The 24,402-nt window shown below is 71.9% G+C and carries 21 protein-coding genes; 6 read left to right on the top strand and 15 right to left on the bottom strand.

Translation table 11 applies throughout. From position 1 onward, the window contains the following. Positions 1-63 precede the first annotated feature (63 nt). The 7 genes from ACZ7GX_RS33830 to ACZ7GX_RS33800 form a co-directional block, all read right to left on the bottom strand. Positions 64-831, bottom strand: a complete 768-nt coding sequence (locus tag ACZ7GX_RS33830) for a hypothetical protein (protein WP_498782779.1) — start codon at positions 829-831, stop codon at positions 64-66. After that, positions 828-1,151, bottom strand: coding sequence for a hypothetical protein (locus ACZ7GX_RS33825; protein ID WP_498782777.1), 324 nt, complete (start codon positions 1,149-1,151; stop codon positions 828-830). Before ACZ7GX_RS33825 ends, ACZ7GX_RS33830 begins: the two co-directional genes overlap by 4 nt. After that, complete coding sequence (locus ACZ7GX_RS33820) at positions 1,148-1,840, bottom strand: YbaB/EbfC family nucleoid-associated protein (RefSeq protein ID WP_498782775.1); 693 nt, start codon at positions 1,838-1,840, stop codon at positions 1,148-1,150. Before ACZ7GX_RS33820 ends, ACZ7GX_RS33825 begins: the two co-directional genes overlap by 4 nt. Before the next feature lie 229 nt (positions 1,841-2,069). Next, positions 2,070-4,181 carry a 3-hydroxyacyl-CoA dehydrogenase NAD-binding domain-containing protein gene (locus ACZ7GX_RS33815; RefSeq protein ID WP_498782773.1) on the bottom strand — a complete coding sequence of 704 codons (2,112 nt, stop codon included), beginning with the start codon at positions 4,179-4,181 and terminating at the stop codon, positions 2,070-2,072. After that, positions 4,178-5,398: a thiolase family protein gene (locus ACZ7GX_RS33810; RefSeq protein WP_498782771.1), complete on the bottom strand. Its 1,221-nt coding sequence runs from the start codon at positions 5,396-5,398 to the stop codon at positions 4,178-4,180. Before ACZ7GX_RS33810 ends, ACZ7GX_RS33815 begins: the two co-directional genes overlap by 4 nt. An 83-nt stretch (positions 5,399-5,481) precedes the next feature. Further along, complete coding sequence (locus ACZ7GX_RS33805) at positions 5,482-5,931, bottom strand: ABA4-like family protein (protein WP_498782769.1); 450 nt, start codon at positions 5,929-5,931, stop codon at positions 5,482-5,484. Beyond that, the gene (locus tag ACZ7GX_RS33800) at positions 5,928-6,833 is read right to left on the bottom strand and encodes a hypothetical protein (RefSeq protein WP_498782767.1); all 906 of its coding nucleotides are present in this window, start codon (positions 6,831-6,833) and stop codon (positions 5,928-5,930) included. Before ACZ7GX_RS33800 ends, ACZ7GX_RS33805 begins: the two co-directional genes overlap by 4 nt. Positions 6,834-6,925: 92 nt before the next feature. Here ACZ7GX_RS33800 and ACZ7GX_RS33795 point away from each other — a divergent pair, with 92 nt between their 5' ends. Continuing rightward, a complete protein-coding gene (locus ACZ7GX_RS33795; RefSeq protein ID WP_498782765.1) occupies positions 6,926-7,573 on the top strand; it encodes a MerR family transcriptional regulator in 648 nt (215 codons plus the stop codon). Positions 7,574-7,649: 76 nt separating this feature from the next. Here the strand turns inward: ACZ7GX_RS33795 and ACZ7GX_RS33790 are convergent, their stop codons facing one another. Continuing rightward, positions 7,650-8,897 (bottom strand): HRDC domain-containing protein, encoded by a 1,248-nt coding sequence (locus ACZ7GX_RS33790; protein ID WP_498782763.1) that lies wholly within the window; start codon positions 8,895-8,897, stop codon positions 7,650-7,652. A gap of 67 nt (positions 8,898-8,964) precedes the next feature. Further along, positions 8,965-9,681 (bottom strand): response regulator, encoded by a 717-nt coding sequence (locus ACZ7GX_RS33785; RefSeq protein ID WP_053718177.1) that lies wholly within the window; start codon positions 9,679-9,681, stop codon positions 8,965-8,967. A 254-nt stretch (positions 9,682-9,935) separates the two neighbouring features. Here ACZ7GX_RS33785 and ACZ7GX_RS33780 point away from each other — a divergent pair, with 254 nt between their 5' ends. Next, positions 9,936-11,099: a dipeptidase gene (locus tag ACZ7GX_RS33780; RefSeq protein ID WP_498782762.1), complete on the top strand. Its 1,164-nt coding sequence runs from the start codon at positions 9,936-9,938 to the stop codon at positions 11,097-11,099. Between the two features lie 75 nt (positions 11,100-11,174). Here ACZ7GX_RS33780 and ACZ7GX_RS33775 read toward each other — a convergent pair whose 3' ends face one another. After that, a complete protein-coding gene (locus ACZ7GX_RS33775) occupies positions 11,175-11,711 on the bottom strand; it encodes a DUF3000 domain-containing protein (RefSeq protein WP_498782760.1) in 537 nt (178 codons plus the stop codon). Positions 11,712-11,808: 97 nt separating this feature from the next. On the opposite strand from ACZ7GX_RS33775, the gene hemE reads away from it, so the two are divergent. The 3 genes from hemE to hemQ are packed head-to-tail and all read left to right on the top strand — an operon-like array spanning position 11,809 to position 14,985. After that, a complete protein-coding gene (gene hemE, locus ACZ7GX_RS33770; RefSeq protein WP_498782758.1) occupies positions 11,809-12,861 on the top strand; it encodes a uroporphyrinogen decarboxylase in 1,053 nt (350 codons plus the stop codon). After that, on the top strand, positions 12,858-14,276 hold the full coding sequence (gene hemG / locus ACZ7GX_RS33765; protein WP_498782756.1) for a protoporphyrinogen oxidase: 1,419 nt from the start codon (positions 12,858-12,860) through the stop codon (positions 14,274-14,276). Before hemE ends, hemG begins: the two co-directional genes overlap by 4 nt. A gap of 16 nt (positions 14,277-14,292) precedes the next feature. Continuing rightward, entirely contained in the window at positions 14,293-14,985 is a 693-nt protein-coding gene (gene hemQ / locus ACZ7GX_RS33760) for a hydrogen peroxide-dependent heme synthase (protein ID WP_498782754.1), read from the top strand. Here hemQ and ACZ7GX_RS33755 read toward each other — a convergent pair. From ACZ7GX_RS33755 to ACZ7GX_RS33745, 3 genes are read right to left on the bottom strand one after another with little or no spacing between them, the layout of a single operon-like run. After that, positions 14,969-15,568, bottom strand: coding sequence for a hypothetical protein (locus ACZ7GX_RS33755; protein ID WP_498782752.1), 600 nt, complete (start codon positions 15,566-15,568; stop codon positions 14,969-14,971). The genes hemQ and ACZ7GX_RS33755 overlap by 17 nt on opposite strands. Next, positions 15,568-16,392: a WXG100 family type VII secretion target gene (locus ACZ7GX_RS33750; RefSeq protein ID WP_498782750.1), complete on the bottom strand. Its 825-nt coding sequence runs from the start codon at positions 16,390-16,392 to the stop codon at positions 15,568-15,570. The genes ACZ7GX_RS33755 and ACZ7GX_RS33750 overlap by 1 nt, the downstream gene beginning before the upstream one ends. Before the next feature lie 12 nt (positions 16,393-16,404). Further along, the gene (locus tag ACZ7GX_RS33745) at positions 16,405-16,740 is read right to left on the bottom strand and encodes a hypothetical protein (RefSeq protein WP_498782748.1); all 336 of its coding nucleotides are present in this window, start codon (positions 16,738-16,740) and stop codon (positions 16,405-16,407) included. Between the two features lie 129 nt (positions 16,741-16,869). Between ACZ7GX_RS33745 and ACZ7GX_RS33740 the strand changes: the two genes are divergently transcribed. After that, positions 16,870-17,457: a YbaB/EbfC family nucleoid-associated protein gene (locus ACZ7GX_RS33740; RefSeq protein ID WP_498782746.1), complete on the top strand. Its 588-nt coding sequence runs from the start codon at positions 16,870-16,872 to the stop codon at positions 17,455-17,457. A gap of 51 nt (positions 17,458-17,508) precedes the next feature. Here the strand turns inward: ACZ7GX_RS33740 and ACZ7GX_RS33735 are convergent, their stop codons facing one another. Further along, the gene (locus ACZ7GX_RS33735; protein WP_498782744.1) at positions 17,509-20,748 is read right to left on the bottom strand and encodes a S8 family serine peptidase; all 3,240 of its coding nucleotides are present in this window, start codon (positions 20,746-20,748) and stop codon (positions 17,509-17,511) included. 261 nt (positions 20,749-21,009) lie between these two features. After that, on the bottom strand, positions 21,010-24,255 hold the full coding sequence (locus ACZ7GX_RS33730; RefSeq protein ID WP_498782742.1) for a S8 family serine peptidase: 3,246 nt from the start codon (positions 24,253-24,255) through the stop codon (positions 21,010-21,012). Positions 24,256-24,402: the final 147 nt, after the last annotated feature.

The raw sequence follows: 24,402 nt of genomic DNA, 5'->3' as shown, positions 1-24,402 counted from the left end.
CCCGGATCCGCCGAGCCTGGGCAGCCGGTATCCGGAAATAGCGCGGCGGCGGTCCCGGTTGCGTCACGAGTCGGGTCGCCAGTCGGAGCCGTCCCCGTCGACGACGCTTGCGTCCGCCATGTCCGCGGTGTTCGGCATGGCCCACGTGGAGCCGAGGTCGTGGATCTTCTGCCGGATCGTGGACTGCTCGGTCTCGATCGTGTTGACGTGGGACTCCAGCGCCATGATCGCCGCGGCGATGGCGCCGATCGTCGCGGCCACCCCTCCGATGATCAACGTGATCGCCGCGGGGATGCCCACGAGCGTGCACGCGGCGACCACCGCGCTGACGATGGCGACGACCGCGCCGAGCAGCGCGAACCCGATCGCCATCCAGAACATGTCGATCGAGTTCGCCAGGCTGTTGAGGGACGAGCGCAGCTGTCCGGCGATGTCCTTCACCGAGTTCAGGCCGGCCGCCTGCGGTGGCACCGTCGCCTGGTAGGCGCGGGCGGCACGTCCTTCCCACTCGATCGTGGTGCGGAGCTTGTCCAGCCCGATCGTCTCCGCGACGTCGCCGAGCGCGTTGCCGACCTGCGACACCCACTGCTCGCCGACCTGCTTGAGGCGGTCCGAGTCACCGGGCTGCTCCCACAGCAGCTTGATCCGGTCCCAGAGCTCCTGCATCTTCTCGTTGAGCAGTTGCATCCCGCGGATGATCGGGTCGACCAAGTGCTCGAGCACCGAGGGGACCCAGCTCATCACGCTGTTGACCTGCTCGAAGAACTTCTTGACGTTCTCCTCGATCTCCTGCGCCTTCCGCTGCGCCTCCTCCACGAGCGGCGGGTTCATCGGCCACCGCCGTCGTTGTGGATGCTGTTCATGGCGTGCAGGTTCGCTTCCTCTTCGGCTTCGTAGGTGTTCGCCGCCGCGTTGAGGGTCTCGCTGAGGCTGCGGAACGCCTGGGTCGCCTGGGTGAGCATGTCCTCCAGGGCCAGGCGGGCGTCGTTGTAGGTGCGGTCCAAGCCGCGGTCGACCGCCCACATCGAGACGTCGGCGCCGGTGAGGACCAGGCCGCCGATCGTGGAGCGCGGGCCGTCCAGGTTGTCGGACGCGGTCGCCCACACCGTGGCGTCGGACCGCATCGCTTCGAGAGCTACTTCAAGGCTCATGGCAACAACCCCACTCGGCGCAGCAGCGTGTTCGGATCACTCACCAGCGCGGTGAGCTCGGTGATGGCAGGGCTCTGCGGGCCCTGCGCCAGGTCGGCGGGAACGCTCTGGGCGCGCAGGTTCCGCAGCACTTCCAGGAACTCCTGCTGCATCTCCGTGACGCGAGCCGAGTGCGTCCAGGCGGGATCGACCTCCAGGTTGAGGACCTGTCCCCGGTGGATCGTGCCGCGGACGTGCCCGCCCCCGCTCTCCACCGTCAGCGGGCGGTCCACGACCTCGTTCATCCGCTGCGTGAACCGGGCCAGGTCGGCGCTGACGGCGTTCATCAGCCGCAACGCCTGCTCGGGCGTGATGCGTTCGTCGGACTGCGGTGGCGGTGCCTCTCGCCGTGGCGCGGGCTCCGCCGGTCGCTCGATCTGCTGGACCAGCGCGGCCATGGAAGCGGCGTTCGCGGCCTGGGTCACGGCGGAGCCGAGGACGCGGGGGTCGACGGACTGCCGCCACTGCGTGGCGATGGTGACCGACCGGAACTCCGCACTGTCGTTCACCGTCACGGTGACGACACCGTCGGCGTCACGCCCTACCAGGGCGTCTTGCGGGGTCTCGGGCTCTTTGGGCGCGGAGCGAGGGCGCTGGTCCTCTTCATCGCCGTCCTCGAAACCGAACCTGTATACGTCGTCGTCGCTCATGTGTCCCCTTGTACATCCGGTGACGAGCTGATTTCCGAACGTAGCGGTTGGCGTCGGTTGTCCGCAGCCGGTTGGGCCGACTCGTCGACGATACAGCGTTCGGTGATCGTCTGGATGCGCAGAGTAGCGGAAGGTGTGCGTGACGCCGTGGGCGGCGGGTGGTCTCGGGCTCCCGGAAAGCACTGCGCCCCGGCTGCGAGAGCAACCGGGGCGCAGGGGACTGGGGGTTCTAGGCAGGCACGGAGGCGACGCCGGGCGCCAGGAAGCGCTTGCCCGTCACCTTCTCCGAGATGCCCGAACGGTCCAGGTAGGGGGTGATGCCGCCCAGCCAGAACGGCCAGCCGGCGCCCAGGATCATGCACAGGTCGATGTCCTGCGCCTCCGCCACCACGCCCTCGTCGAGCATGATCCGGATCTCCTCGGCCAACGCCTCCAGCGCACGCGCGAAGACCTCGTCACCGGTCAGCGGCTTGTCACCGAACGCCCACAAGGCCTGCACCTCGGGGTCGACGCTCTGCTTGCCCGCCGAATCCCACTGGTACACGGCGGTCTTGCCGGCCTTCACGAACGCCTTCATGTTCTCCGACACGCCGAAGCGGTCGGGGAAGGCGGCGTTCATCGTCTCCGCCACGTGCAGCGCGACGGCGGGGCCGACGAGCTGCAGCAGGATCAGCGGCGACATCGGCAGGCCCAGCGGCTCGGTGGCCTTGTCCGCCACCTCGAACGGCGTGCCCTCGTCGATCGACTTCACGACCTCGCCCATGAACCGGGTCAGCAGCCGGTTCACCACGAACGCCGGGGCGTCCTTCACCAGCACGGACGACTTCTTCAGCTGCTTGCCCACCGCGAACGCGGTCGCGAGCGTCGCGTCGTCGGTCTGCCCGGCGCGCACGATCTCCAGCAGCGGCATGATCGCGACCGGGTTGAAGAAGTGGAAGCCCACGACCCGCTCGGGGTGCTTGAGGCCCGACGCCATCTCGGTGATCGACAGCGACGACGTGTTGGTCGCCAGCACGGCCTCCGCCGAGACGTGCTCCTCGACCTCGGCGAACACCTTCTGCTTCACGCCCAGGTCCTCGAACACGGCCTCGATGACGAAGTCCGCGTCCGCGAACGCGGCCTTGTCCAGCGAACCGCTCACCAGCGCCTTGAGCCGGTTCGCCTTGTCCGCCGACACGCGCTTCTTGCCGAGCAGCTTGTCGATCTCGCCGTGCACGTACCCGACGCCCTTGTCCACCCGCGCCTGGTCGATGTCGGTGAGCACCACCGGCACCTCCAGCCGCCGCGCGAACAGCAGCGCCATCTGCGACGCCATCAGGCCCGCGCCGACGATGCCGACCTTGGTGACCTTGCGCGCCAACGACTTGTCCGGCGCGCCGGCCGGCCGCTTGGCCCGCTTCTGCACCAGGTTGAACGAGTACAGCCCGGCCCGCAGCTCGTCGCTCATCACGACGTCCGCCAGCGCCTCGGTCTCCGCCGCGTAGCCCGCGTCGAGATCGTTGGCACGGGCCAGTTCCAGCAGCTCCAACGCCTTCAACGCACCCGGCGCCGCGCCCTTGGTCTTGCCGTCGACGATCGCGCGAGCCCGCGCCACGGCCGCGTCCCAGCCCTCACCGCGGTCGATCTCACGGCGAGCGGGCACGACGTCGCCGCGCACCACGGAAGCCAGCCACAGCAGCGACTGCTCCAGGTAGTCCGCCGAGTCGAACAGCACGTCCGCGATGCCCAGGTCGAGCGCCTGCTTCGGGTTGAGCATCTTGTTCTGGTTCAACGCGTTCTCGAAGATCACGGTGACCGCGTCGTTCGCGCCGATCAGGTTCGGCAGCAGCTGCGTGCCGCCCCAGCCCGGGAACAGGCCGAGGAACACCTCGGGCAGCGCGATGGCCGCCGCGTTGGACGCCAGCGTCCGGTAGTGGCACGACAGCGCCAGCTCCAGGCCGCCGCCCATCACCGCGCCGTTGACGAACGCGAAGGTCGGCACGGACGACTCGGTGAACTTGCGGAACACGTCGTGGCCCAGCTGACCGATCGTCACGGCCTGCGAGCGCTCGGAGGCGCCCTCGACGGCCGTCAGGTCCGCGCCCACGGCGAAGACGAACGGCTTGCCGGTGACCGCGATCGCGACCGGCGCCGCCGCCGCGGCCTCGTCGAACGCCTGGCTCAGGCTCACCAGCGACTGCGGGCCGAACGTGGACGGCCGGGTGTGGTCGTGGCCGTTGTCGATGGTGATGACGGCGACCTGGCCGTCCAGCCCGGGCACGGACACGAGCCGGGTGCGGGCGTGGGTCACGACCTCGTCGGGGAACAGGGCCTTGGCCTCGTCGGCGGTCAACGTGGTCACTTCGACTCTCCGTTCCAGTGCGGGTTCTCCCAGATGACGGTCCCGCCCATGCCGATGCCGATGCACATGGTGGTGATGCCGTAGCGCACGTCCGGGCGCTCGGCGAACTGCCGCGACAGCTGGGTCATCAGGCGCACGCCCGAGGACGCCAGCGGGTGGCCGGTGGCGATCGCGCCGCCCCACTGGTTGACCCGCGGGTCGTCGTCGGCGATGCCGAAGTGGTCGAGGAAGGCGAGCACCTGCACGGCGAACGCCTCGTTGATCTCGAACAGGCCGATGTCCTCGATGGACAGGCCCGCCCGCTTCAACGCCTTCTCGGTGGCCGGCACCGGGCCGACGCCCATGACCTCGGGCTCGACGCCCATGAACGAGTAGCCGACCAGGCGCATGCCGACCGGCAGGCCGAGCTCGCGCGCGGTCTCCTCCTCGGCCAGGATGCAGCCGGTCGCGCCGTCGTTCAGGCCGGCCGCGTTGCCCGCGGTGACCCGGCCGTGCGGGCGGAACGGCGTCTTCAGCTTGGCCAGGTCCTCGACCGTGGTGCCGGGACGGGGCGGCTCGTCGGCGGTGGCCAGGCCCCAGCCGTGCTCGGCGGACCGGGTCGCGACCGGCACCAGCTCCGGGCCGATCTTGCCGTTCTTCACCGCGTCGGCGTACTTGGCCTGCGAGGCCGCCGCGAACGCGTCCGTGCGCTCCTTGGTGATGGCCGGGAACCGGTCGTGCAGGTTCTCCGCCGTCGAGCCCATGACGAGCGCGGACGGGTCGACGATCTTGTCGGACAGGAACCGCGGGTTGGGGTCGACGCCCTCGCCCATCGGGTGGCGGCCCATGTGCTCCACGCCGCCCGCGATCACGACGTCGTACGCGCCGAACGCGATGCCGCTGGCCGACGTCGTCACCGCCGTCATCGCGCCCGCGCACATGCGGTCGATGGCGTAGCCGGGCACCGACTTGGGCAGGCCCGCGAGCAGCGCGGCGGTGCGGCCGATGGTCAGGCCCTGGTCGCCGATCTGCGTGGTGGCGGCGATGGCCACCTCGTCGACCCGCTCCGGCGGCAGCCCGGGGTGGCGGCGCAGCAGCTCGCGGATCACCTTGACGACCAGGTCGTCGGCACGGGTCTCCGCGAAGATTCCCTTGGGGCCGGCCTTGCCGAACGGCGTGCGCACGCCGTCCACGAAGACCACGTTCCGAACGCGTGCCGGCGCTTCTGGTGCGGCCACGGCGTCTCCTCCGCTTGTGGTGACGATTCGCCCGAGCGGTCGGGCGCGACTCCTACCGATCGGTAACACAACTCTAGCCCCTGTTACTGGCCGGTAACCACCGTGGTCGCCCTGTCGGGTCGGTCACAGAAGGCCCGGATGGCCAGGAACAGCCCGAACCCGAACGGGGACAGGATGATCGTGAGCGCCAGCAGCGGGCCCATGAGCAGCGGGTGCAGCCCCAGGCGGCGGCCCTCCCGGTACATCCACGCGCCGATCAGCAGGTCCCACGCGATCACCTGCGCCCAGACCGCCGAGGCGCCCCAGGACGTGGCCAGGAACTCCCTCAACGTGTCCAGGTCCGGACTGCTCATCGTCGCCCACAGTTGCGGCAGGTGCCCGGCGACCATGCCCGCGTAGACGGCCAGCGGCGGCACCGCGATCAACGGGGACGAGACGATCCGGCTCGTCAGCGCGGCGTGCGGGGCGAAGATCATCAGGCCCCAGAACGGGACGGTGAGCCAGAACGTGATCTGGAAGAGGAACCCGGTCATGCGCGCACGACCTCCTTCTGGTCGTCGGTCGTGTCGGTCGTGCGCAGGGTCCTCGCGATCACCGCGGCGGTCCAGGTCGCCACGGCCAGCGCGCCCAGCGCGGTGAGCAGGTCGGGGCGCAGCAGCGGCTGGCCGCGCAGCGCCTGCCACGTGACCAGGGCCATCAGGCCCGCGTAGGCGATGGTCAGGCCCCAGGCGAGCTTCGGGGTCGCGCGCCGGCCGAACAGGGCCACGGCCAGCGGGATGACCTGCAGGGCGTGGATGCCGACGAAGTGCGGCACGCGGAGGTCGCCGCCCTCGGTGCTCCAGCCGGTCAGCGGCATGTAGGGGCCGCCGTCGGGCACGCCGACGCTGTGCGCGCCCACGATCCCGGCGTCGTCGTCCTGGCCGGGTGCCGGCTTGGTCATGAGGGTGCCGAGACCGAGGCCGACGAGGGCGAGGAGCAGGCCGAGCCGGATGGAGAGCCCGGTCGCGCGGTCGCTGAACCTGGTGATCAGCAAGGCCGCGGCGATCACCGCGTGCATGATCCAGAGCGTCAGGATGCTGTAGGTCATGATGTCCCACAGCAGTTGGTCGAACGGGGTGCCGACGTTGAAGTGGCTTCGGGCGCCCCGCAGCACCTGGCCCACGATGACCGCCATCTCGGCGGCGGAGGCGAGCGCGATGACCGTACCGGCCCACCAGCCGACCCGGCGGAACCTCGTGACGAGGGTGAGCATCCAGGCCAGCGTGACGGCGTAGAGGCCGAGGGACACGGCGAACTTGAACGGCTTGAACCAGATCGGCGACCCCACCAGAATCCGGTCGTCGACGACCAGGCCGACCAGTGAGACGGCCGTCATGGCGGCCATGAGCAGGGAGAAGAGCATCAGCGGCGGGTGCCAGCGCAGGACTCGGGTCATGGACGACTCCTAGAGATGGATAGCGGCACTTTCTACTATCGGATAGCTACAGTATCCATGCTGAGGTTCGTCTCAGGAAGGGGTCGTGCCCGATGCGCATCGCCGAGTTGAGCCGTCGCAGCGGCGTGCCCGTGGCGACGATCAAGTACTACCTGCGGGAAGGGCTGCTCCCGGCCGGTGAGCTGACCAGTCCGAACCAGGCCAGGTACTCCGACGACCACCTGCACCGGCTGCGGCTCGTCCGGGCGATGGTGGAGCTGGGCGGGCTGTCGATCGCGGCCGTGCGCGAGGTGCTCGGCGCGTTGGACGACCCGGAGAAGTCCCTGCACAAGGCGATGGGCACGATCTCGGCCGCGGTGGCGCCGCCGGACCTCGGCGCGGACGACGAGGTGGCGCACGAGCAGGTGCGGGCGTTCCTGGAGCGGCAGGGGTGGGTGTGCCGGCCCACGTCGTACGCGTTCAAGGCGCTGGTGGGCGTGCTGGCGACGGCGCGCGAGGTCGGGCACGAGCGGTTCGCGGACCTGCTCGACGGGTTCGCCGCCGCCGCCCGGCCGTTGGCCGAGGCCGACCTGGGCTACGCGCTCGGCGCGGGGACGAAGGACGAGGCGCTGGAGAGCGTCGTCGTGGGGACCGTGCTGGGTGACGCGGCCATGGCGGCCGTGCGCGCGCTGGCCCGACGTGAGCTCTCCGGCGTGCGCCAGGCCGAGGAAACCCCCGCCCAACCGTGCTCCGACACCTGACCTCGCGGGTCGAACCTCCAGGTCCCGCGTCCTGAACGTCGGACACGCGGGCCCTGGAGGTAGGACACGCGCGGGGTCAGGGCTCGGGGGTCGGGGTCAGGGCCTCGGAGAGGGCGTCGGCGGTCAGGGCGATCTGCCAGGTTCGGGCGCCGCCCTCGCGCAGCGCCGCGGCCACGCCCTCGGGGGAGACGTCCGCCGGCGGCTGCCAGCACGTGCGCCGCACGAGGTCGGGCAGCAGCAGGTTCTCCACCGGCAGGGTGTTCGCCTCGGCCACGGCCGTCAGGGCGGTCCTGGCGGCCGCCAGACGTGCCGCCGCGACCGGGTCCTTGTCCGCCCAGCGGTTGGCCGGCGGCGGGCCGTCGTGCTGCTGCGACGGCTCCGGCAGCTCGTTGCGGGGCAGTGCGGCGGCGCGTTGCAGCGCGCCCAGCCACACGCCCACCATGCGCCGTTGCGCACGTCCGCGGAACACGGGCAGCGCCAGCAGCGCCGCCTCGTCGGAGGGGTTCTTCACCGCGGCGTCGACCAGCGCGGCGTCCGGCAGCACCCGACCCGGCGCGATGTCGCGCTCACGGGCCAGCGCGTCACGCGCCTCCCACAACGCCCGCACCGCGGCCAATTGTCGCGGGCTGCGGATCCGGTGGATGCCCGACGTGCGCCGCCACGGTTCGGCGCGCGGACGCGGCAGGGGCGCCGTGCGGGCCGCCTCGAACTCCTCGAGCGCCCACTCCAGCTTCCCCTGCCGCTTGAGCTCCTGCTCGAGCACGTCACGCAGCTCGACCAGCAGTTCGACGTCGAGGGCGGCGTAGTTCAGCCAATCGGCGGGAAGGGGGCGGCGCGACCAGTCGGCCGCGCCGTGCCCCTTCTCCAACCGGTAGCCCAACAACCGCTCGACGAGCGTGCCCAGCGCCACCCGTTCGAAGCCGGCCAGCCTGCCCGCCAGCTCGGTGTCGAACAACACGCTCGGACGCAGCCCGAGTTCGGCGAGGCACGGCAGGTCTTGCGACGCCGCGTGCAACACCCACTCGGTCCCGTCCAGCGCCTCGACCAGCGGATCGAGCCGACCGCCGAGGGCGATCGGGTCGACCAGCACGGTCCCGGCGCCTTCCCGGCGCAGTTGCACCAGGTAAGCGCGTTGCGAGTAGCGGTATCCCGAGGCTCGCTCGGTGTCCACCGCAACCGGACCCGTCGCTCCGGCGAGCGCATCAGCGGCACGCCGGAGCGACGGTGCGTCGGCGACGACAGGCGGAACGCCGTCAGCGGGTTCCACCAGCGGCACCGGATCAGCACCGGTTGGTTCGGTTGGCTCGTCGGAGGGTACGTCCACGGCGGAAGACCCTACGACGAACGCACCACTCGCGGGTGTGTTCGGCCGGTTCAGTGTGCCGACCTGCTCAGCGGATCACGCCGGCACGCATGGCCAGCGCCACCATCTGAGCCCGATCCCCGGTGCCCAGCTTGCGTCCGATCCGCGACAGGTGAGACTTCACCGTGAGCGCGGAAAGGCTGAGCGCCTCGCCGATTTCCTTGTTGCTCTGGCCATCGGCGACCAGCTGGAGGACCTCGACCTCACGCGCGGAGAGCTCCCGCGGCGTGTTGTCGGTGCCCGGCACCCTCGTGCCCGCGGCAAGCACGGGCGCGACGCTCGGGTCTGCGTAGACGCCGCCGTCGAGGACCCTGCGCACCCCGTCGGTGACCACCATCGGCGAGGCGGACTTCAGCAGGTACGCCTGGGCGCCTGCCTGGAAGGCCGACCTGACCGCGTAGGGGTCGTCGGAGGACGCGAGGACCACGATGCGGGGCCAGCCCTGGGCACGGAGTTCCGTGACCAGGTCGATGCCGGTGCCATCCGGCAGACCCAGATCGAGGATCGCGAGGTCGCACGGTCCGGTAGCGAGTGCCCGCGCCCGAGCCTCCGCAACCGAAGCCGCCTCATGCACTGTCCCGGCTCCCATCTGGGTGAGCCGAGCCGATATCGCCTCCCTCAGCAGTGGGTGGTCGTCGACCACCAGCACTGAAAAAAGCTCCTCCCGCGGGTGCGGGACCATGTTCGCCGGCAACGTGCCGGCTGGCGTGGTACGAACGGCCTGACCTAAGCCGACGGCAGCCACGTCACTACCTCCCTGGAGTCGGTCGTGCCCCCCGACCGGCACCGGGACTTTCGTCCAATCAGCCGCGCCACTGATCGACCGAAAGTGGTGTCGTCTGGGGCAGCGTAGCCGCCCAAGCGGGTCTACGGGACGATCAATCGGGTATCTATCCCGAATGAGTTGTCACTGATGGCCCCCGCTGTCACACGATCGGCTGACAACTCGATCGGGCACGTAACGCGAGCGGTTCTCACGACGACATCAAGGAGTTGCGGGTGGCGAGCACCACAGGTCGAGGCCGGGCCGAGGAACTGCTGGCCCGGGTGCCCCTCGTCGACGGGCACAACGACCTGCCGTGGGCCCTGCGCGCCTTGGTCGCCGAGGGTGAATTCGGTGAAAAGTCAACAGCCGGCGATCCGGCCTCGGCCGTCTCGATAGTCGACCTGGCGGTCCGGCAGCCCGCCCTGCAGACCGATCTGGTCCGGGCGCGCGACGGCCGGTTGGGCATGCAGTTCTGGTCCGTCTGGGTGCCCTGCCAACTGGCGGGCGACGCAGCCGTCACCGCCGTGGTGGAGCAGGTCGAGCTGGTGCACGACCTCGCCGCGCGCTACCCCGACCACCTGCGCATCGCGACCACCGCCGACGAGGCTGAACGGGCCTTCCGGGACGGGCGGATAGCCTCCCTGATCGGCGCGGAGGGCGGACACAGCGTCAACGGCTCGCTCGGCGTGCTGCGCGCGTTGCGGCGGCTCGGCGTCCGGTACATGACGCTCACTCACAACGAGAACACGCCGTGGGCGGATTCGGCCACGGACCAGCCCGTGCACGGCGGGCTGACCGACTTCGGGCGCGACGTGGTGCGCGAGATGAACCGCATCGGGATGATGGTCGACCTGTCGCACGTGGCGCCGTCCACCATGCGCGACGCCCTGGAGGTCTCGACGCGGCCGGTGCTGTTCAGCCACTCGTCGTGCCGCGCCGTCGCCGACCACCCCCGCAACGTGCCGGACGACGTGCTCGCGCGGCTGCGGGACAACGACGGTGTGTGCATGGTGACGTTCGTGCCGCAGTTCCTGTCGCAGGCCTACGTCGACTGGGACGGCCGGCTGAAGGACGCGATGGAGGCGGCGGGGGAGAACCACAACGACCTCGACGCCCGCAACCGGTTCGCGGACACCTGGCCGGCCGCCGGCCCGACACCGCGCGTGACCGTGGACGACGTCCTCGCCCACCTGGATCACGCCCGTGAGGTGGCCGGTATCGACCACATCGGCCTGGGCGGCGACTACGACGGGACGCGCAGCCTGCCGGAGGGCATGGAGGACGTCTCCTGCTACCCGGACCTGATCGGCGCCCTGCTGGATCGCGGGTGGAGCGAGGACGACTGCGCCAAGCTCGCCGGTCTCAACGCCCTGCGGGTCCTCCGCGCCAACGACTGACCCGCCTCGCTGCCGGCATCGGCGCGAGGTCGGCACGCCGACCGGGGGCAGGCCCGGTAGGGGCGGAAGCGCGGGTCAGCGAAGGGTGCTCACGCCCACCGGGGGCAGGCCCACGGCGGTGGCCATGACGTCGTAGAACGCGGTGCCGTGGGCCACCAGGTCGGCGGTGCGGGCGGTCCAGGAGGCGCGCAGTTCCAGGTCGTCGGTGCGGGCGGGGCCCGCGATGTCGCCGAACCGGGCCGACGAGGTCTGCGTGACGGTCCCGCCCAGCGCCAGGAACTCCGCCCCGGCCACCTCCAGCGCCTCCACCAGCCACGACCACCCGACCTCGGGCAGCAGCGGGTCGGCGGCCAGTTCCGGGTCCAGCTCCACCCGCACGTAGGCGACCAGCCGGAACACGCCCGACCACGCCTCGACCCCGTCCGGGTCGTGCAGCAGCACGAGCCGTCCGGAGGACAGCTCGTCGGCGGGCCCGGTCACCTCCGCGGTCAACGCGAAGGCCCAAGGCGCAAGCCGTTGCGGCGGGCGCACCTCGGTCAACTCCAGCTCGGGTCGGGTTCGCACCGACCGGAGCGTCGCCACCGCCCGCTGGAACAGTTCGGGCTCCGTCACACCACGGACTGTAGGCCCCTAAACCTCGGAACGTGAGCGCGGCACGCCGTGCCTGGAGACGCCGCCCCAAGACGCCCACCACCCGGCCCGTGGGAGCATGGAGGGCGAGATGAACGACATCACCGAAGCCCCGTTGCTCGTCGCCGCGCGCGGCGGCAGGCCGTCACGCACCCCGGTCTGGTTCATGCGCCAGGCGGGTCGCTCCCTGCCGGAGTACCGCAAGCTGCGCGAAGGCACCGCCATGCTGGACGCCTGCATGGACCCGGAGATGGTCTGCGAGATCACCCTCCAGCCGGTGCGCCGCCACGACGTGGACGGCGCGATCCTGTTCTCCGACATCGTCGTGCCGCTCAAGGCCGCGGGCGTCGACCTGGACATCGTGCCGGGCACCGGGCCGGTGGTGGCCAAGCCGATCTCGACCGAGTCCGACGTCAAGGCCATCCCGCAGCTGCACGAGGAGCAGGTGCGCCCGGTGGCCGACGCGATCGGGCTGCTCAACGCCCGGCTCGGGAACGTGCCGCTGATCGGCTTCGCCGGCGCGCCGTTCACGCTGGCCTCGTACCTGGTCGAAGGCGGCCCGAGCAAGAACCACGAGCGCACCAAGGCGCTCATGCACGGCGACCCGCACCTGTGGCACGCGTTGCTGGACCGGCTGGCGGGCATCACCGCCGAGTTCCTGCGGGTGCAGGTGCGCGCGGGCGTGAAGGCGGTCCAGCTGTTCGACTCGTGGGCGGGGGCGCTGTCCGAGCGCGACTACCGCGAGTTCGTCCTGCCGCACTCGGCGAGGGTGCTCCAGAGCGTGAGCGGCGTGCCGCGCATCCACTTCGGCGTCGGCACGGGCGAGCTGCTGCCGGCGATGCGCGAGGCGGGCGCGGACGTGGTCGGCGTCGACTGGCGCACGCCGCTGGACGTGGCGGTCGAGCGGCTGGTGCGGGCCGCGCCGGACCTGCCGAAGCCGGTGGTCCAGGGCAACCTCGACCCCGCGCTGCTGTTCGCGGGCCTGCCCGCGCTGGAACGCGAGATCGAGCGGATCAAGCACGAGGGCCGGGCCGCCGCCGGGCACATCTTCAACCTCGGCCACGGCGTGCTGCCCGACACCGACCCGGACGTGATCACCCGGGCCGTCGAGCTGGTGCACCGAGCCGCATGAGAGCGCTGCGAGTGGCGGTGGTCGGGGGCGGGATCTCCGGCCTCGCCGCCGCGCACCGGCTGCGCCACCTGCTCGGTCCTCGGGCCGGGATCACCGTGCTGGAGCAGTCCGACCGGCTCGGCGGCAAGCTGCGCACCGCCGAGGTCGGCGGGCGCGCCTACGACGTGGGCGCGGAGGCGTTCCTGAACCGCCGCCCCGAGGCCACCGGGCTGGTCGCCGAACTGGGCCTGGCCGACCAGCTGGTGCACCCGGCGAAGGTCGCCGCGAGCATCCACGCCGCCGGCGACACCCGACCCATCCCCGCGCACACCCTGATGGGTGTCCCCGCGTCGGTCGACGCCGTGCGCCAGGTGTTGTCGCACGAGGGCCTGCGCCGGGTCGCCGCCGAACCCGACCTGCCGCCGATCCGGCTGGACGGCGCGGACGTGTCCGTGGGCGCGCTGCTGCGCGAGCGGTTCGGCCCCGAGGTGGGAGACCGCCTGGTCGGGCCGTTGCTCGGCGGTGTCTACGCCGGTCGCACCGACGTGCTCGGGCTGCGCGCGACGATGCCGCAGCTCGCCCGCGCGCTCGACTCGGGCATCGGTTCGCTGCTGGCCGCCGCCGCGACCACGATTCCCGCGCCACCCCAGCCGAGTGTCACCCGACCGCCGGTCTTCGGCACGCTGCGCGACGGCCTGTCGACGTTGGTCGACCGCCTGGCCGAGGCGTCCGCGGCCGAGATCAGGTTCGGCCTGCCGGTGCGCGCCCTGATCCGCCGGGAGCACGGGTGGCGGCTGGAGATCGGCTCCGCCGCCGCGCCGCGGCACCTGGACGTGGACGGCGTGGTGCTCGCCGTGCCGGCGCCCGCCGCGCGCAAGCTGCTCGCCGACGTCGCGCCCGCCGCGGCCCGCCGCTACGCCGAGGTCGAGCTGGCGTCGATGGCGGTGGTGGCGCTGGCCCTGCCGCCCGGCACCGAGCTGCCCGAGCGGTCCGGCGTGCTGCTGGCGGAGGACGAGCGGGCCGCCGACGGCGTGCCGTTCACCGCGAAGGCGTTCACCTTCTCCAGCCGCAAGTGGGCGCACCTGGCCGGCGAGCCGGTGCTGGTGCGCGGCAGCGTCGGCCGGCACGGCGAGGCGCACCTGTTGCAGCGCGACGACGACGAGCTGATCGCGGCCGTCCGGCACGACCTGCGGCAGCTCACCGGCGTCACCGTTCAGCCGATCGACGCCGTGGTCACCCGCTGGGGCGGCGGCCTGCCCCAGTACGGCGTCGGCCACCTCGACGTCGTCCAAGGCATCGAGGACGCGGTCGACGCGGTGCCCGGCCTGGCCGTGGCGGGCGCCACGCTGCACGGTGTCGGCATCCCCGCGTGCATCGCGACCGGGGACGCCGCCGCCGCGCGTGTCGCCGCTCACGTGCTGCCCCGCGCCGGGTGAGTGAGAGGATTGGGCCATGGCCCGCCTGAACTACAACGAACTCAACGACACCATCCGCTACACCATGTGGTCGGTCTTCCGGGTCGAGCCCGGTCGCCTGCCCGACGACCGCGGTCCGGCGGCCTCCGAGGCGCAGGAGTACCTGGACGGCCTGGAGTCCAAGGGCGTCGTGGTGCGCGGTGTGTACGACGTGGCGGGCCTGCGCGCGGACGCCGACTACATGATCTGGTGGCACGCCGAGGAGATCGAGCAGGTCCAGCAGGCCTACACGGGGTTCCGCCGCACCGCCGTCGGCCGGGTGTCCACCCCGGTGTGGAGCCAGGTCGCGCTGCACCGGCCCGCCGAGTTCAACCGCAGCCACATCCCGGCCTTCCTGGCGGGCGAGGAAGCGCGCAAGTACGTGTGCGTGTACCCGTTCGTGCGGTCCTACGAGTGGTACCTGCTGCCGGACGAGGACCGCCGCCGCATGCTCGCCGACCACGGCAAGGAGGCGCGCGACTACCCGGACGTGCGGGCGAACACGGTCGCGTCGTTCGCGCTGGGCGACTACGAGTGGATGCTGGCGTTCGAGGCCGACGAGCTGCACCGCATCGTCGACCTCATGCGGCACCTGCGCGGCACGGAGGCTCGTCTCCACGTGCGCGAGGAGGTGCCGTTCTACACCGGCACCCGCGTGCCGGCCGCCGAGCTGGTCACGAACCTGCCGTAAGGGCGGCGACGACGCGCTTGGCGTGGGCGCTGCCGACGTGCGCGCCGAACGTGCCGAGCACGATCCACGAGCCGTCCCGGAACACCAGGCCGAACCGTCCCCGCGCGAGGAGCCGGGGACGGCGCCTGGCCGCCGCCACGACGTCGCGCGGCGCCGCCCAGGCCACGCTCATCCGGTCGTCGGCGGCGACCAGGACGACGACCCGCTGCGACGTCACGGCGAAGAAGCTGTGCCCGGTGACGACCGCTTCGAGCTGCCTGGCCGACGACCCGGCCGGGCCGTAGCACGTGCGCCCGCCGATCCAGCTCTCCGGGAAGTCGGCCGGCAGGTCGAGCGACGGCGACGCGAACGCCACCCCGCCGACGCCGGCCAACGCCTTGCCGACCCAGCCCTTCGGCTCCGGCACGGCCCGGTTCACCCGGTCGGCGACCCGACCCGCCGGCGTGGTCCAGAAGTCCGGTTCGGCCCCGCCGCGCGCGCCGTAGGCCACGCCCACGGACGTGATCGCGAGCAGGGCCTCACCGGGGGCGAGCACGCGCCGCGCGTCGTCCCCCCACACCTTGAGGTCGTCGACCAGTGGCATCAGTCGTCGTCGGTGGCGTAGTTGTAGACGTCCTTGCCCATGTTGAACAGTCCGCCCGCCGGTCCGCCGGGCACCGATTCGCCCAGCACCTGGCCCAGCGGGATGCGCACCGGCGCGGTGTAGATCGACTTGGCCACGCCGAGCGCGATGCCTTCCTTGCTGAACGTGCCCGCGGCCTTCTTCAGCGCCTTGATCGCCTTCAGGCCCGCCTTGTACGCCTTGGCGGCCTCGGCCAGCTTGCGCAGCATGTTCGAGAGCTTCATCAGCAGGTCGGCCAGCTTCTTCACGATCTTGAAGACCTTGCCGAGGGTGGCCGCGGCCTTGGCGGCGGCCGCGGCGGCGCCGGCGGCCAGCGAGGCGCCGAAGCTGACCACCGAGAGCGCGAGGCTGACCAGCAGGTCGGTCACCAGCATCATGATCAGGTCGATCACGAGGTCGATGATCAGGTTCGCCGAGTCGACGCAGCCCTTGGCGGCCTCGACCAGCATCCCGGACGTGTCCTGCACGTTCTGGGCGAGCTGGTCGATCTGCTCCTCGATCTCGGTCAGCCTGCCGTTGAACTTGTCCGCCGCCGGGCCCTGCCACACGCCGCTGACGGCCTGCCGCGCGCTCGCCTCGTCCGACACGATCGCGCGGATGTCGGTGGCGGCCTTCTCCCACGCGTCGGCCGCGCGGATCAGGTCGTCCGGATCGCCCGCGACCCAGTCGATGGCTTCCAGGAACGGGTTGAGCAGCGGCCGGATGATGCCCTGGATCGGGCCGGGGCAGCCGTTCAGGAAAGTCTCGATCTTGTTGTTGACCTCGACGGTCGTGCTGGGACTCATCCGCCCACCTTCTTAAATCGCCAGCCCTTCGAGGCCTTGGACGATGTCTGTGAGGATCTCTCCGATTCCGCCGTCGACGCCCTGGTAGTCCTCGGCGGTGTCGCGCACCGATTCGGCGATGTCGCGCATGGCCTCGGCGCATTCCTTGAGATCGTTCATGGTCGAGGTGACGCGCTCTTCGTACGAGGCGTAGACGTCACCGCTGGACGGCATCTTGCCGAACGACTCGCGGCCGACCTTCGCGGCCTCCAGAGCGGTCATGACCTGGTCGAACCGGTCGCCCCGGCGGACCGACGTGCCCGCGAACTCCAGGATGCCGTCGAGCTTGACGTCGAACTTCGCCGTCATCGCGCCACCTCCCCGATATCGATCCCTCGGACGGTCGCGAACACGCTCTGGTTCCACCGGATCGCGAATTGCGCCGCCGTTCGGTGCACTAGCCTGCGGCAGACAGTAGTACAGCGGATCGAGGGCGCGATGCGAGAAGATCTCGAACAGAAGCTGGCGCGGATCACCGAACTCGCCGAGCAGAAGCAGCAGCAGGCCGACGAACTGCAGGGACAGCTGGCCGGGCTGCGGGTGACCAGGAAGTCGGGTGACGGGTTGCTGACCGCGACCGTGACCGCGAACGGCCAGCTGGTCGACCTGCGCATCGACGACCGGGCCCTGCGCAACGGCCGCGAGCTGGCGGCGAACCTGCTCAACCTGGTGTTCCAGGCGTCGGCGGAGGCGTCGCGGCAGGTGCAGGCGCTGGCCGCGCCGCTGTTGGAGGACAGCTCGATCGACCCGTCCGAGCTGGGCCTCGGCCCGACGCCGCCGGTCGTGGCGGGTGCGCCCGGGATGCCCGGACCCGGCGGTCCAGGACCTGGCAGTCCAGGGCCGGGTGGGCCTGGTGGGCCGTACCAGCAGCCGCCCCAGACGTTCCAGCAGCCGGTGCGGAACTACCCGCAGCCGCCGCCTCCGCCGCAGCCGTTCCAGCAGCAGCCGCCGCCCCCTGCCCGCCGCCCGCCGGTGGACGACGACCCGGACGAAGGTGGCTCGATCTTCCGCAAGGACACGTGGTGACACGGGCGGAGGGACGCCCGACCCCGGACGCCCCTCCGCTCCGGTCCGCGGTTACCGGGTGAGCCGGTAGGCCCGGATCACCGAGTGCTCGAACGTGTTGCCCGAGCTGTCGGCGCCCTTGGCGCGCAAGGACGCGAAGCCCGCCTGGTCGGCGTTGCGCACGAGCGCCGCGCCACCGACGACGGGCACCTTGGACCACGTCTTGCCGTCGTCGAACGACACCTCGACCTCGACCTTGCGGACGCGGCCGTTGTCGGCGCCCTGCTGCTGCTCCACGGTGAACGGGATGCGCAGCAGGCGTCCGGCGGGCGTGCCGCCGTTCGCGTCGAGCTCGGGCGCGAACCGCACCACCGAGATCGGCAGCTTGCGGAGCTCGCCCTCGGGCACGGTGTCCGAGCGGAACGTCCACGTGCCGGTGACCCGCGAGCTCAGCTCGGAGACGCCCGGCGCCCGGACGAAGTCGACCTCCGCGCGGTAGTCCGCCGCGCCACCGGGCACGGTGAACTGCCCGCTCGGCCTCGGCACCTCGCCGATCTCGGCCCCGTCGCGGTAGAGCGCGGTTCGCGCGGTCTCGTAGGCGGACCCGCCCAGGTTGTTCGCGCCGTCGTTGAGCAACGGCACCTGCACGAGCAGGTGGTCGCCGATCCGGGAGAGGTACTCGTAGCGGGACGCGGGCAGGCCGGGACCGTAGACCGGGAAGTTGAAGCTCTCCCGGCCGCGCTCGCCGGGCCGGTAGGCGCGGTCCGGCGACCGGTAGTCCGCGACGAACCCGAACTCGCCCTGGAGCTGGGCGAACTGCCAGACCCACTTGAGACCGGCGGTGTTGACGTAGTCGACCGCCGCGCTGCCCGGCTTCACCGGGAACAGCACGAACCAGCCACCGGAGCCGTTGGGGCCGATGGCGCCGCCGCCGTGGATGAACTCGTCGGCGGCGGGGCCGGGGCCGAACCTCGTCCGCACCTCGGCCAGTTCGCGCTTGGCCGGCGCCCGGACGAAGCCGGTGGGCACCCGGCCGTGCTCGATCCACGAGAACCGGTAGGAGACCTGCGCGCCGTCGACCGGCGTGCCCTTGTACTGGGCGCCGATCGTGACTTCGAGCTGGTCGTCGGCCAGCGCCGGGCCGGTGTGGGCGATCGTGGCGTTCTCCGGGAACCCGTCGAGGAACGCCACGCCGTACCCGGTCCGCCGGTCACCGATCGTGCGTTCGAGGTTGATGTCGCCGATGAACGCCACCGCGCCCTGGTCGGGCGGCGTGATCTTGATGGGCTTGGCGGTGCGGGCGTCGAACGTCAGGGAGACGTCCCCGGTGAGCGTCAGCGAGGGCTGCGGCAGCACAGCGAACCGGCCGTCTTCCACGTCACCGGTGACCACCGTGGCGGACACCAGGTACTCGCCCTTGGGCAGGCGGGTGGTCACGGTGTTGTCGGTGCCGTCCAGGAACGTGAACGTGTCGTTGTCCAGGCCCATCACCGTGCCGCTGTAGCGGGTGGGCGCCTGGCCGTCGGCGTCGAGGAACGTCGCCTCGACCTCGTAGCTCTCCACCTCGCGGTCGACGGCCACCGGCGTGCGCAGGACGTCACCGGCGACCACCGTGCCGGAGAACGCGCCGTCGACCGCGCCGACCCTGGTGTCCGCGGTGACGGTCACCTTGGCCTCACCGCCGGCGGGCACGGTCACGGTGGTCGGCGCGACGGTGAACATGCCGGCGGGCGCGGGCTTGCCGTCCGGGCCCTTGGCCTCGACGGACACCGGGAAGGTGACCGGCGCGGCGCCGCCGTTGCGGTAGGTCAGCTCCTTGGTGACCGGCGTGTCGTCGGTGTGCGGCCACTGCTGCAGGCCCATGGACAGGCTGACGGGGTCCGTCGTCACCGAGGTGGTGATGGCCTCGGCCAGGTCGACCCGGCCCGCGCCCTGGTCGAACGCGGTCAGCGCCGGGTTGTGCTCGGCCGACGCCATGAGCGCGGCCTTGATCTGCGCGCCCGTCCAGTCCGGGTGCTGCTGGGCGATCAACGCCGCCGCGCCCGCGACGTGCGGCGTGGCCATGGAAGTGCCGGACAGCGCCACGTGGTGCTCGTCCACGGGCGTGCCGATGCTGCCGGTGGCTGCCTTCGCCGCGACGATGTCCACGCCCGGTGCGGTGATGTCGGGCTTGACCGCGCCGTCGCCGACGCGGGGACCGCGGCTGGAGAAGTACGCGATGCTGTCGTCGCGCTCGACCGCGCCCACGGTGAGCGCGGCGTCCGCGCTGCCCGGCGAGCCGACCGTGCCGGGACGGCCCGAGTTGCCCGCGGCGATCACGAACAGCGTGCCGCTCTGGGCGGACAGCGTGTTCACGGCCTCTTCCAGCGGGTCGAGCTCCGGTGAGTCGTTGCCGCCCAGGCTCAGGTTGACCACGTCGGCGCCCTGGTCGACGGCCCACTGCATGCCGCCGAGGATCCACGACTCGGCGCAGCCCTGGAGGACGCACACCTTGCCGTCGAGGATCTGGGCGTCCGGCGCGACGCCCCGGTACTTCTCGCCGGAGCTGGCGATGGTCGCGGCGACGTGCGTGCCGTGGCCGTCGACGTCGGTGGCGTCGGGGTCCTCGGTGAAGTTCTGCTCCGCGACCTCCTTGCCCGTCAGGTCGGGGTGCGCGCCGTCGACGCCGCCGTCGAGGACCGCGACCTTGACGCCCTTGCCGGTGTGCCCGGCCTGCCACGCGGTCGGCGCGCCGATCTGGGCGGTGGAGCGGTCGAGGCTGGGTTGGCGCAGGCCGTCGAGCCAGACCTTCTTCACGCCCGGGTCGTTCACCAGGGCCTGGAACGTCGTGCCGGCCTCGGCCTTCGCCGTGGTCGCGGCGACCGCGCCGACGGTGGGCAGCGCGCGGGTCACGTGGACGCCGCCGGTGCGCGGCTGGTCGCCGGTGATGATCAGCGGCAGGGTGTCGCGCCGCGCGTCGTCGTAGCCGGCCTCGACCAGCCCGGTGACGTCGAACAGGCGCAGGTCCAGCTTGCCCTCGGCCACCGCGTCGAGCGCGTCGGCCGGCACCACGTGCAGGTTGCCGTCCCGGTGGAACGTGTGGACGACGACCCCTTCACGGCCGGGGCCGGCCCGCAACGAGCCGGACGTGGGTCCGTTGAGCAGGACTTGGTCGCCCGTGATGAGGGTGACGGTCGCCAGGCGGTGCCCGGCGACCTGGTCGTGCCGCTCCGGTGTCGCGGCGGCAACCCCCGTTGCCGTGCCTGCCGCGAGCCCGGCCGCGAGGGCGGTGGCCGCCCACCCGACCCAGAGCCTTCGTGATCTCGACGTCAACGCAGATACCTCCCGAATCTGGTTGTCGCGCTGCGGAAACGCGCGCGTCGGAAGGCGCCGCCGGCTCACGGTGCGGCGGAGTACCGGAACAGTCGAAGCCCCCCAACGACTTCGACGCTATCCACCCGTCAGGGTGAAGACAGCGTCTCTTCGTGGGGAGTTCACCCCTCGAACGGGGTAGCCGGTGATTACTCACCGTCGATGGTGTGCGAGAGGGGGCATCCGATCGAGCGAATGCCCCCTCTCGTCACCCGATCTCGCTCAGCCGATCTTGTAGGCCCGGATCAGGGTCTGCTCGAACGTGTTGCCGTCGCGATCGGCGCCCTTCACGCGCAGCGAGGCGTGCCCGGCCGCGGCGGGGTTGCGCACCAGGGCGGTGCGCCCGACCACCGGCGCCGACGTCCACGACTTGCCGTCGTCGAACGACACCTCGACGGAGACCCGGTCGACCCGGCCGTTGGCCGCGCCCGGCTGCTGCTCGACCACGAGCGGCACCCGCAGCACCCGGCCGGCGGGCGCGACGCCGTTCGCGTCGAGCGCGGGGGTGAACCGGACCACGGTCAACGGCAGCGGCGCGAACCGGTCACCCGGCACGGTGTCCGAGCGGAACGTCCACGCGCCGCTGACCGCCGTCGAGAACTCCGAGACGCCCGGCGCGCGCACGGCTTCCGCCTCGACGCGGAAGTCGGCCGCACCCGGCGGCACGAGGAACCGGCCGGCGGCGGCCTCGCCCGTCTCACCGACCACGACCCCGTTGCGCAGCAACGTGGTCCGGGCCGACGACGTCACCGACCGGCCGGCGTTGCCGTCCCGGTCGCCGAACAGCGGCAGCGAGAAGCCGACCACGTCGCCCGCCCGGGCCAGGTACGGGAACGGGGACCTGGGCATGGCCGGCCCGAACACCGGCCGGTTGAACCGCTCGTGGTACGTGCGCCCCGGCTGGTGGGTGCGCAGCGGCGAGTCGAGCTGCGCCTCGATCCCGTCCTGCCCGAACTGCGCGAGCGACCACACCCACCCGACGCCCGACGGCGTGGTGGCGTAGTCGAGGGACCTGCCCGGAGCGGTCACCGTCGTCTCGACGCCGAGACCGCTCAACCCGCCGGGCAGCACGGGGAAGCCCGCGAACCGGTGCTCCTTGCCCGCCGGACCGGCGGCGAACTCCGACCGCACCTCGGCCAGGTCCCGCTTGGCCGGCGCCCGGACCAGGCCGGTGGGCGCCTTGCCGTGCTCGGCCCACGACAACCGGTAGGTCACCGGCGTCGTGCCGACCGGTGTGCCCACCGCTTGCGTGCTCACCAGCACGGACACGTCGGCGGCGGGCAGCTCGGGGCCGAGGTGCCCGATCGACACCGTGCGGAAGCCGCCCGCGAACCCCGCGCCCAGGGCGGTCACCAGCTCGCCGTCCCGGCTGCGGGTGATCAGCAGGTCGCCGAAGTCGGGCTCCGCCTTCGGGTCGGGGAACGTGATGGAGATCGGTTTCGCCTTGCGCGCGTCCACGGTGACCGCTGTGGTGTCGCGGCTGACGCGCAGGCTCGGCTGCGGCAGCACGGCGCTGTTCGTGCCGTCGGTCAGCACCTCGCCCACGAACATGTACTCGCCCACCGGCAGCCGGGCGGTGGCCTTGCCGCCCGTGCCGCTCGGCACCACGAACTTGTCGTTGTCGAGACCGATGACGAACGCGACGTAGTCGACCGCGGGGTTGCCCTCCGCGTCGATGAAGTCGAACGCCACGTCGTAGCTCTCGACCTCGCGGTTCACGCCGACCGGCACGCGCAGCTCGACGCCGCCGCCGGAGGCGAGGACCGTGCCGCCGTACGCGCCGTCGGCGGTCGCCGCCTTGGTGTCGGCGGTGACGGTGGCCTTGGCCTCGCCACCCGCAGGCACGGTGACCGTGGTGGGGCTGACGGTGAGCACACCGGCCGGCGCGGGCGTGCCGCCGGGTCCCTTGGCGTCGATCGTGAGGTCGAGCGTGACCGGTTGCGTGCCGGTGTTGCGGACCGCGAACTCCTTGCTGGTCGCGACGTCGTCCTCGTGCGGCCACTCCTGCAGGCCGAGCGCGAGCGACGGCGGGTCGGCGGTCACCGTGGTGGTGATGGCCTTGGTGAGGTCGACGCGGCCGGTGCCCTGGTCGAACGCGGTCAGCGCCGGGTTGTTCTTGGCGGAGGCCATGAGCGCGGCCTTGAGCTGCGCGCCGTTCCAGTCCGGGTGCTGCTGCGCGATCAACGCCGCCGCGCCCGCGACGTGCGGTGTGGCCATGGACGTGCCGGAAACGGCGATGTGCTTGTCGCCCACGGGTGTGCCGATCTGGCCGGTGCTGGACTTGGCCGCGACGATGTCCACGCCGGGCGCGGTGACGTCCGGCCTCGGTGCGCCGTCGCCGACGCGGGGGCCGCGGCTGGAGAAGTCCGCGATGGCGTCGTCCCGCTCGACCGCGCCGACCGCGAGCGCCGCGTCCGCGCTGGCCGGCGAGCTCAGCGTCTCGGGGCGACCGGAGTTGCCCGCGGCGACCACGAAGAGCGTGCCGGTCTGCGCGGACAGGGTCTCGATGGCCTGCTCCAGCGGGTCGACGTCCGGGGTGTCCGTGCCGCCCAGGCTCATGTTGATCACGTCGGCGCCCTGGTCGGCGGCCCACTGCATGCCGTCGACGATCCAGGACTCGGCGCAGTTCAACGAGCACACCTTGCCGTCGAGGAGCTGCGCGTCCGGCGCGACACCCCGGTACTTCTCGCCGGCGCTGGCGACCGTGGCGGCGACGTGCGTGCCGTGGCCGACCAGGTCGCTGTTGTCGGGGTCTTCGGTGAAGTTGCGCTCCACGACCTCGCGGCCGGCGAGGTCGGGGTGCGTCTGGTCGACTCCGCTGTCGAGCACGGCGACCTTCACGCCCTTGCCGGTGAATCCGGCCTGCCACGCGGTGGGCGCGCCGATCTGGGCCACCGAGCGGTCGAGGCTCGGCTTGCGGATGCCGTCCAGCCAGACCTTCTTCACGCCCGGGTCGTTCACCAGGCCCTGGAAGGCCGTGGCGGCCTCGGACTTCGCGGTGCGCGCGGCCACCGAACCGATGGTGGGCAGCGCGCGGGTGACCTGGACGCCGCCGGTGCGCGGCTGGTCGCCGGTGATGATCAGCGGCACGGTGTCGCGGCGCGCGTCGTCGTAGCCCGCGTCCACGAGCCCGGTGACGTCGAACAGCCGCAGGTCCAGCTTGCCGTCGGCGAGCGGCCGGGCGACGTCGCGCGGGATGACGTGCAGGTGGCCGTCACGCAGGAACCGGTGGAACGTGATGCCGCCGCGGTCGCGGCCCGGCGTGACCGACAGGAGCGCTTGGCCCGCGACGACGACCCGGTCGCCGGTGATCAGGGTGACGGTGTGCCGCTCGCCGTCGGCGACGTTCGGTGATGCTGATGGTGGTGGTGCGGGTGACGCGACAGCCGTGGCGGTGCCGGCGGCCAGTCCGACCGCCAGCAGCGCGGCACCCCAAGCGACGCCGCGCCTTCGTGATCTCGGATTCAACGCAGATACCTCCCGAATCTGGTTGAGCGCGCTGTGGAACGCGCCTGCGGGAGGCGGGGTGGAAGTGCGGTGAACCGATTGGACGTCGCCCCCCGACGTTTCGACGCTATCCAGCCGGGGGAGCGGATTCAGCGGCCCAAAGTGGTG

The sequence above is a fragment of the Actinosynnema sp. NPDC037264 genome (assembly GCF_055603705.1).
Note: the sequence above shows the minus strand (reverse complement) of the source record. Positions and strands in the feature narration are given on the sequence as shown.

Excerpts from the sequence above, each read along its gene's own strand:
- ACZ7GX_RS33830 (WP_498782779.1), bottom strand. The coding sequence starts at position 831 with ATGAACCCGCCGCTCGTGGAGGAGGCGCAGCGGAAGGCGCAGGAGATC.
- hemG (WP_498782756.1), top strand. The coding sequence starts at position 12,858 with ATGAGAGCGCTGCGAGTGGCGGTGGTCGGGGGCGGGATCTCCGGCCTC.
- ACZ7GX_RS33805 (WP_498782769.1), bottom strand. The coding sequence starts at position 5,931 with ATGACCGGGTTCCTCTTCCAGATCACGTTCTGGCTCACCGTCCCGTTC.
- hemQ (WP_498782754.1), top strand. The coding sequence starts at position 14,293 with ATGGCCCGCCTGAACTACAACGAACTCAACGACACCATCCGCTACACC.
- ACZ7GX_RS33740 (WP_498782746.1), top strand. The coding sequence starts at position 16,870 with ATGCGAGAAGATCTCGAACAGAAGCTGGCGCGGATCACCGAACTCGCC.
- ACZ7GX_RS33795 (WP_498782765.1), top strand. The coding sequence starts at position 6,926 with ATGCGCATCGCCGAGTTGAGCCGTCGCAGCGGCGTGCCCGTGGCGACG.
- ACZ7GX_RS33820 (WP_498782775.1), bottom strand. The coding sequence starts at position 1,840 with ATGAGCGACGACGACGTATACAGGTTCGGTTTCGAGGACGGCGATGAA.
- ACZ7GX_RS33745 (WP_498782748.1), bottom strand. The coding sequence starts at position 16,740 with ATGACGGCGAAGTTCGACGTCAAGCTCGACGGCATCCTGGAGTTCGCG.
- ACZ7GX_RS33750 (WP_498782750.1), bottom strand. The coding sequence starts at position 16,392 with ATGAGTCCCAGCACGACCGTCGAGGTCAACAACAAGATCGAGACTTTC.
- ACZ7GX_RS33755 (WP_498782752.1), bottom strand. The coding sequence starts at position 15,568 with ATGCCACTGGTCGACGACCTCAAGGTGTGGGGGGACGACGCGCGGCGC.
- ACZ7GX_RS33800 (WP_498782767.1), bottom strand. The coding sequence starts at position 6,833 with ATGACCCGAGTCCTGCGCTGGCACCCGCCGCTGATGCTCTTCTCCCTG.
- hemE (WP_498782758.1), top strand. The coding sequence starts at position 11,809 with ATGGAGGGCGAGATGAACGACATCACCGAAGCCCCGTTGCTCGTCGCC.
- ACZ7GX_RS33825 (WP_498782777.1), bottom strand. The coding sequence starts at position 1,151 with ATGAGCCTTGAAGTAGCTCTCGAAGCGATGCGGTCCGACGCCACGGTG.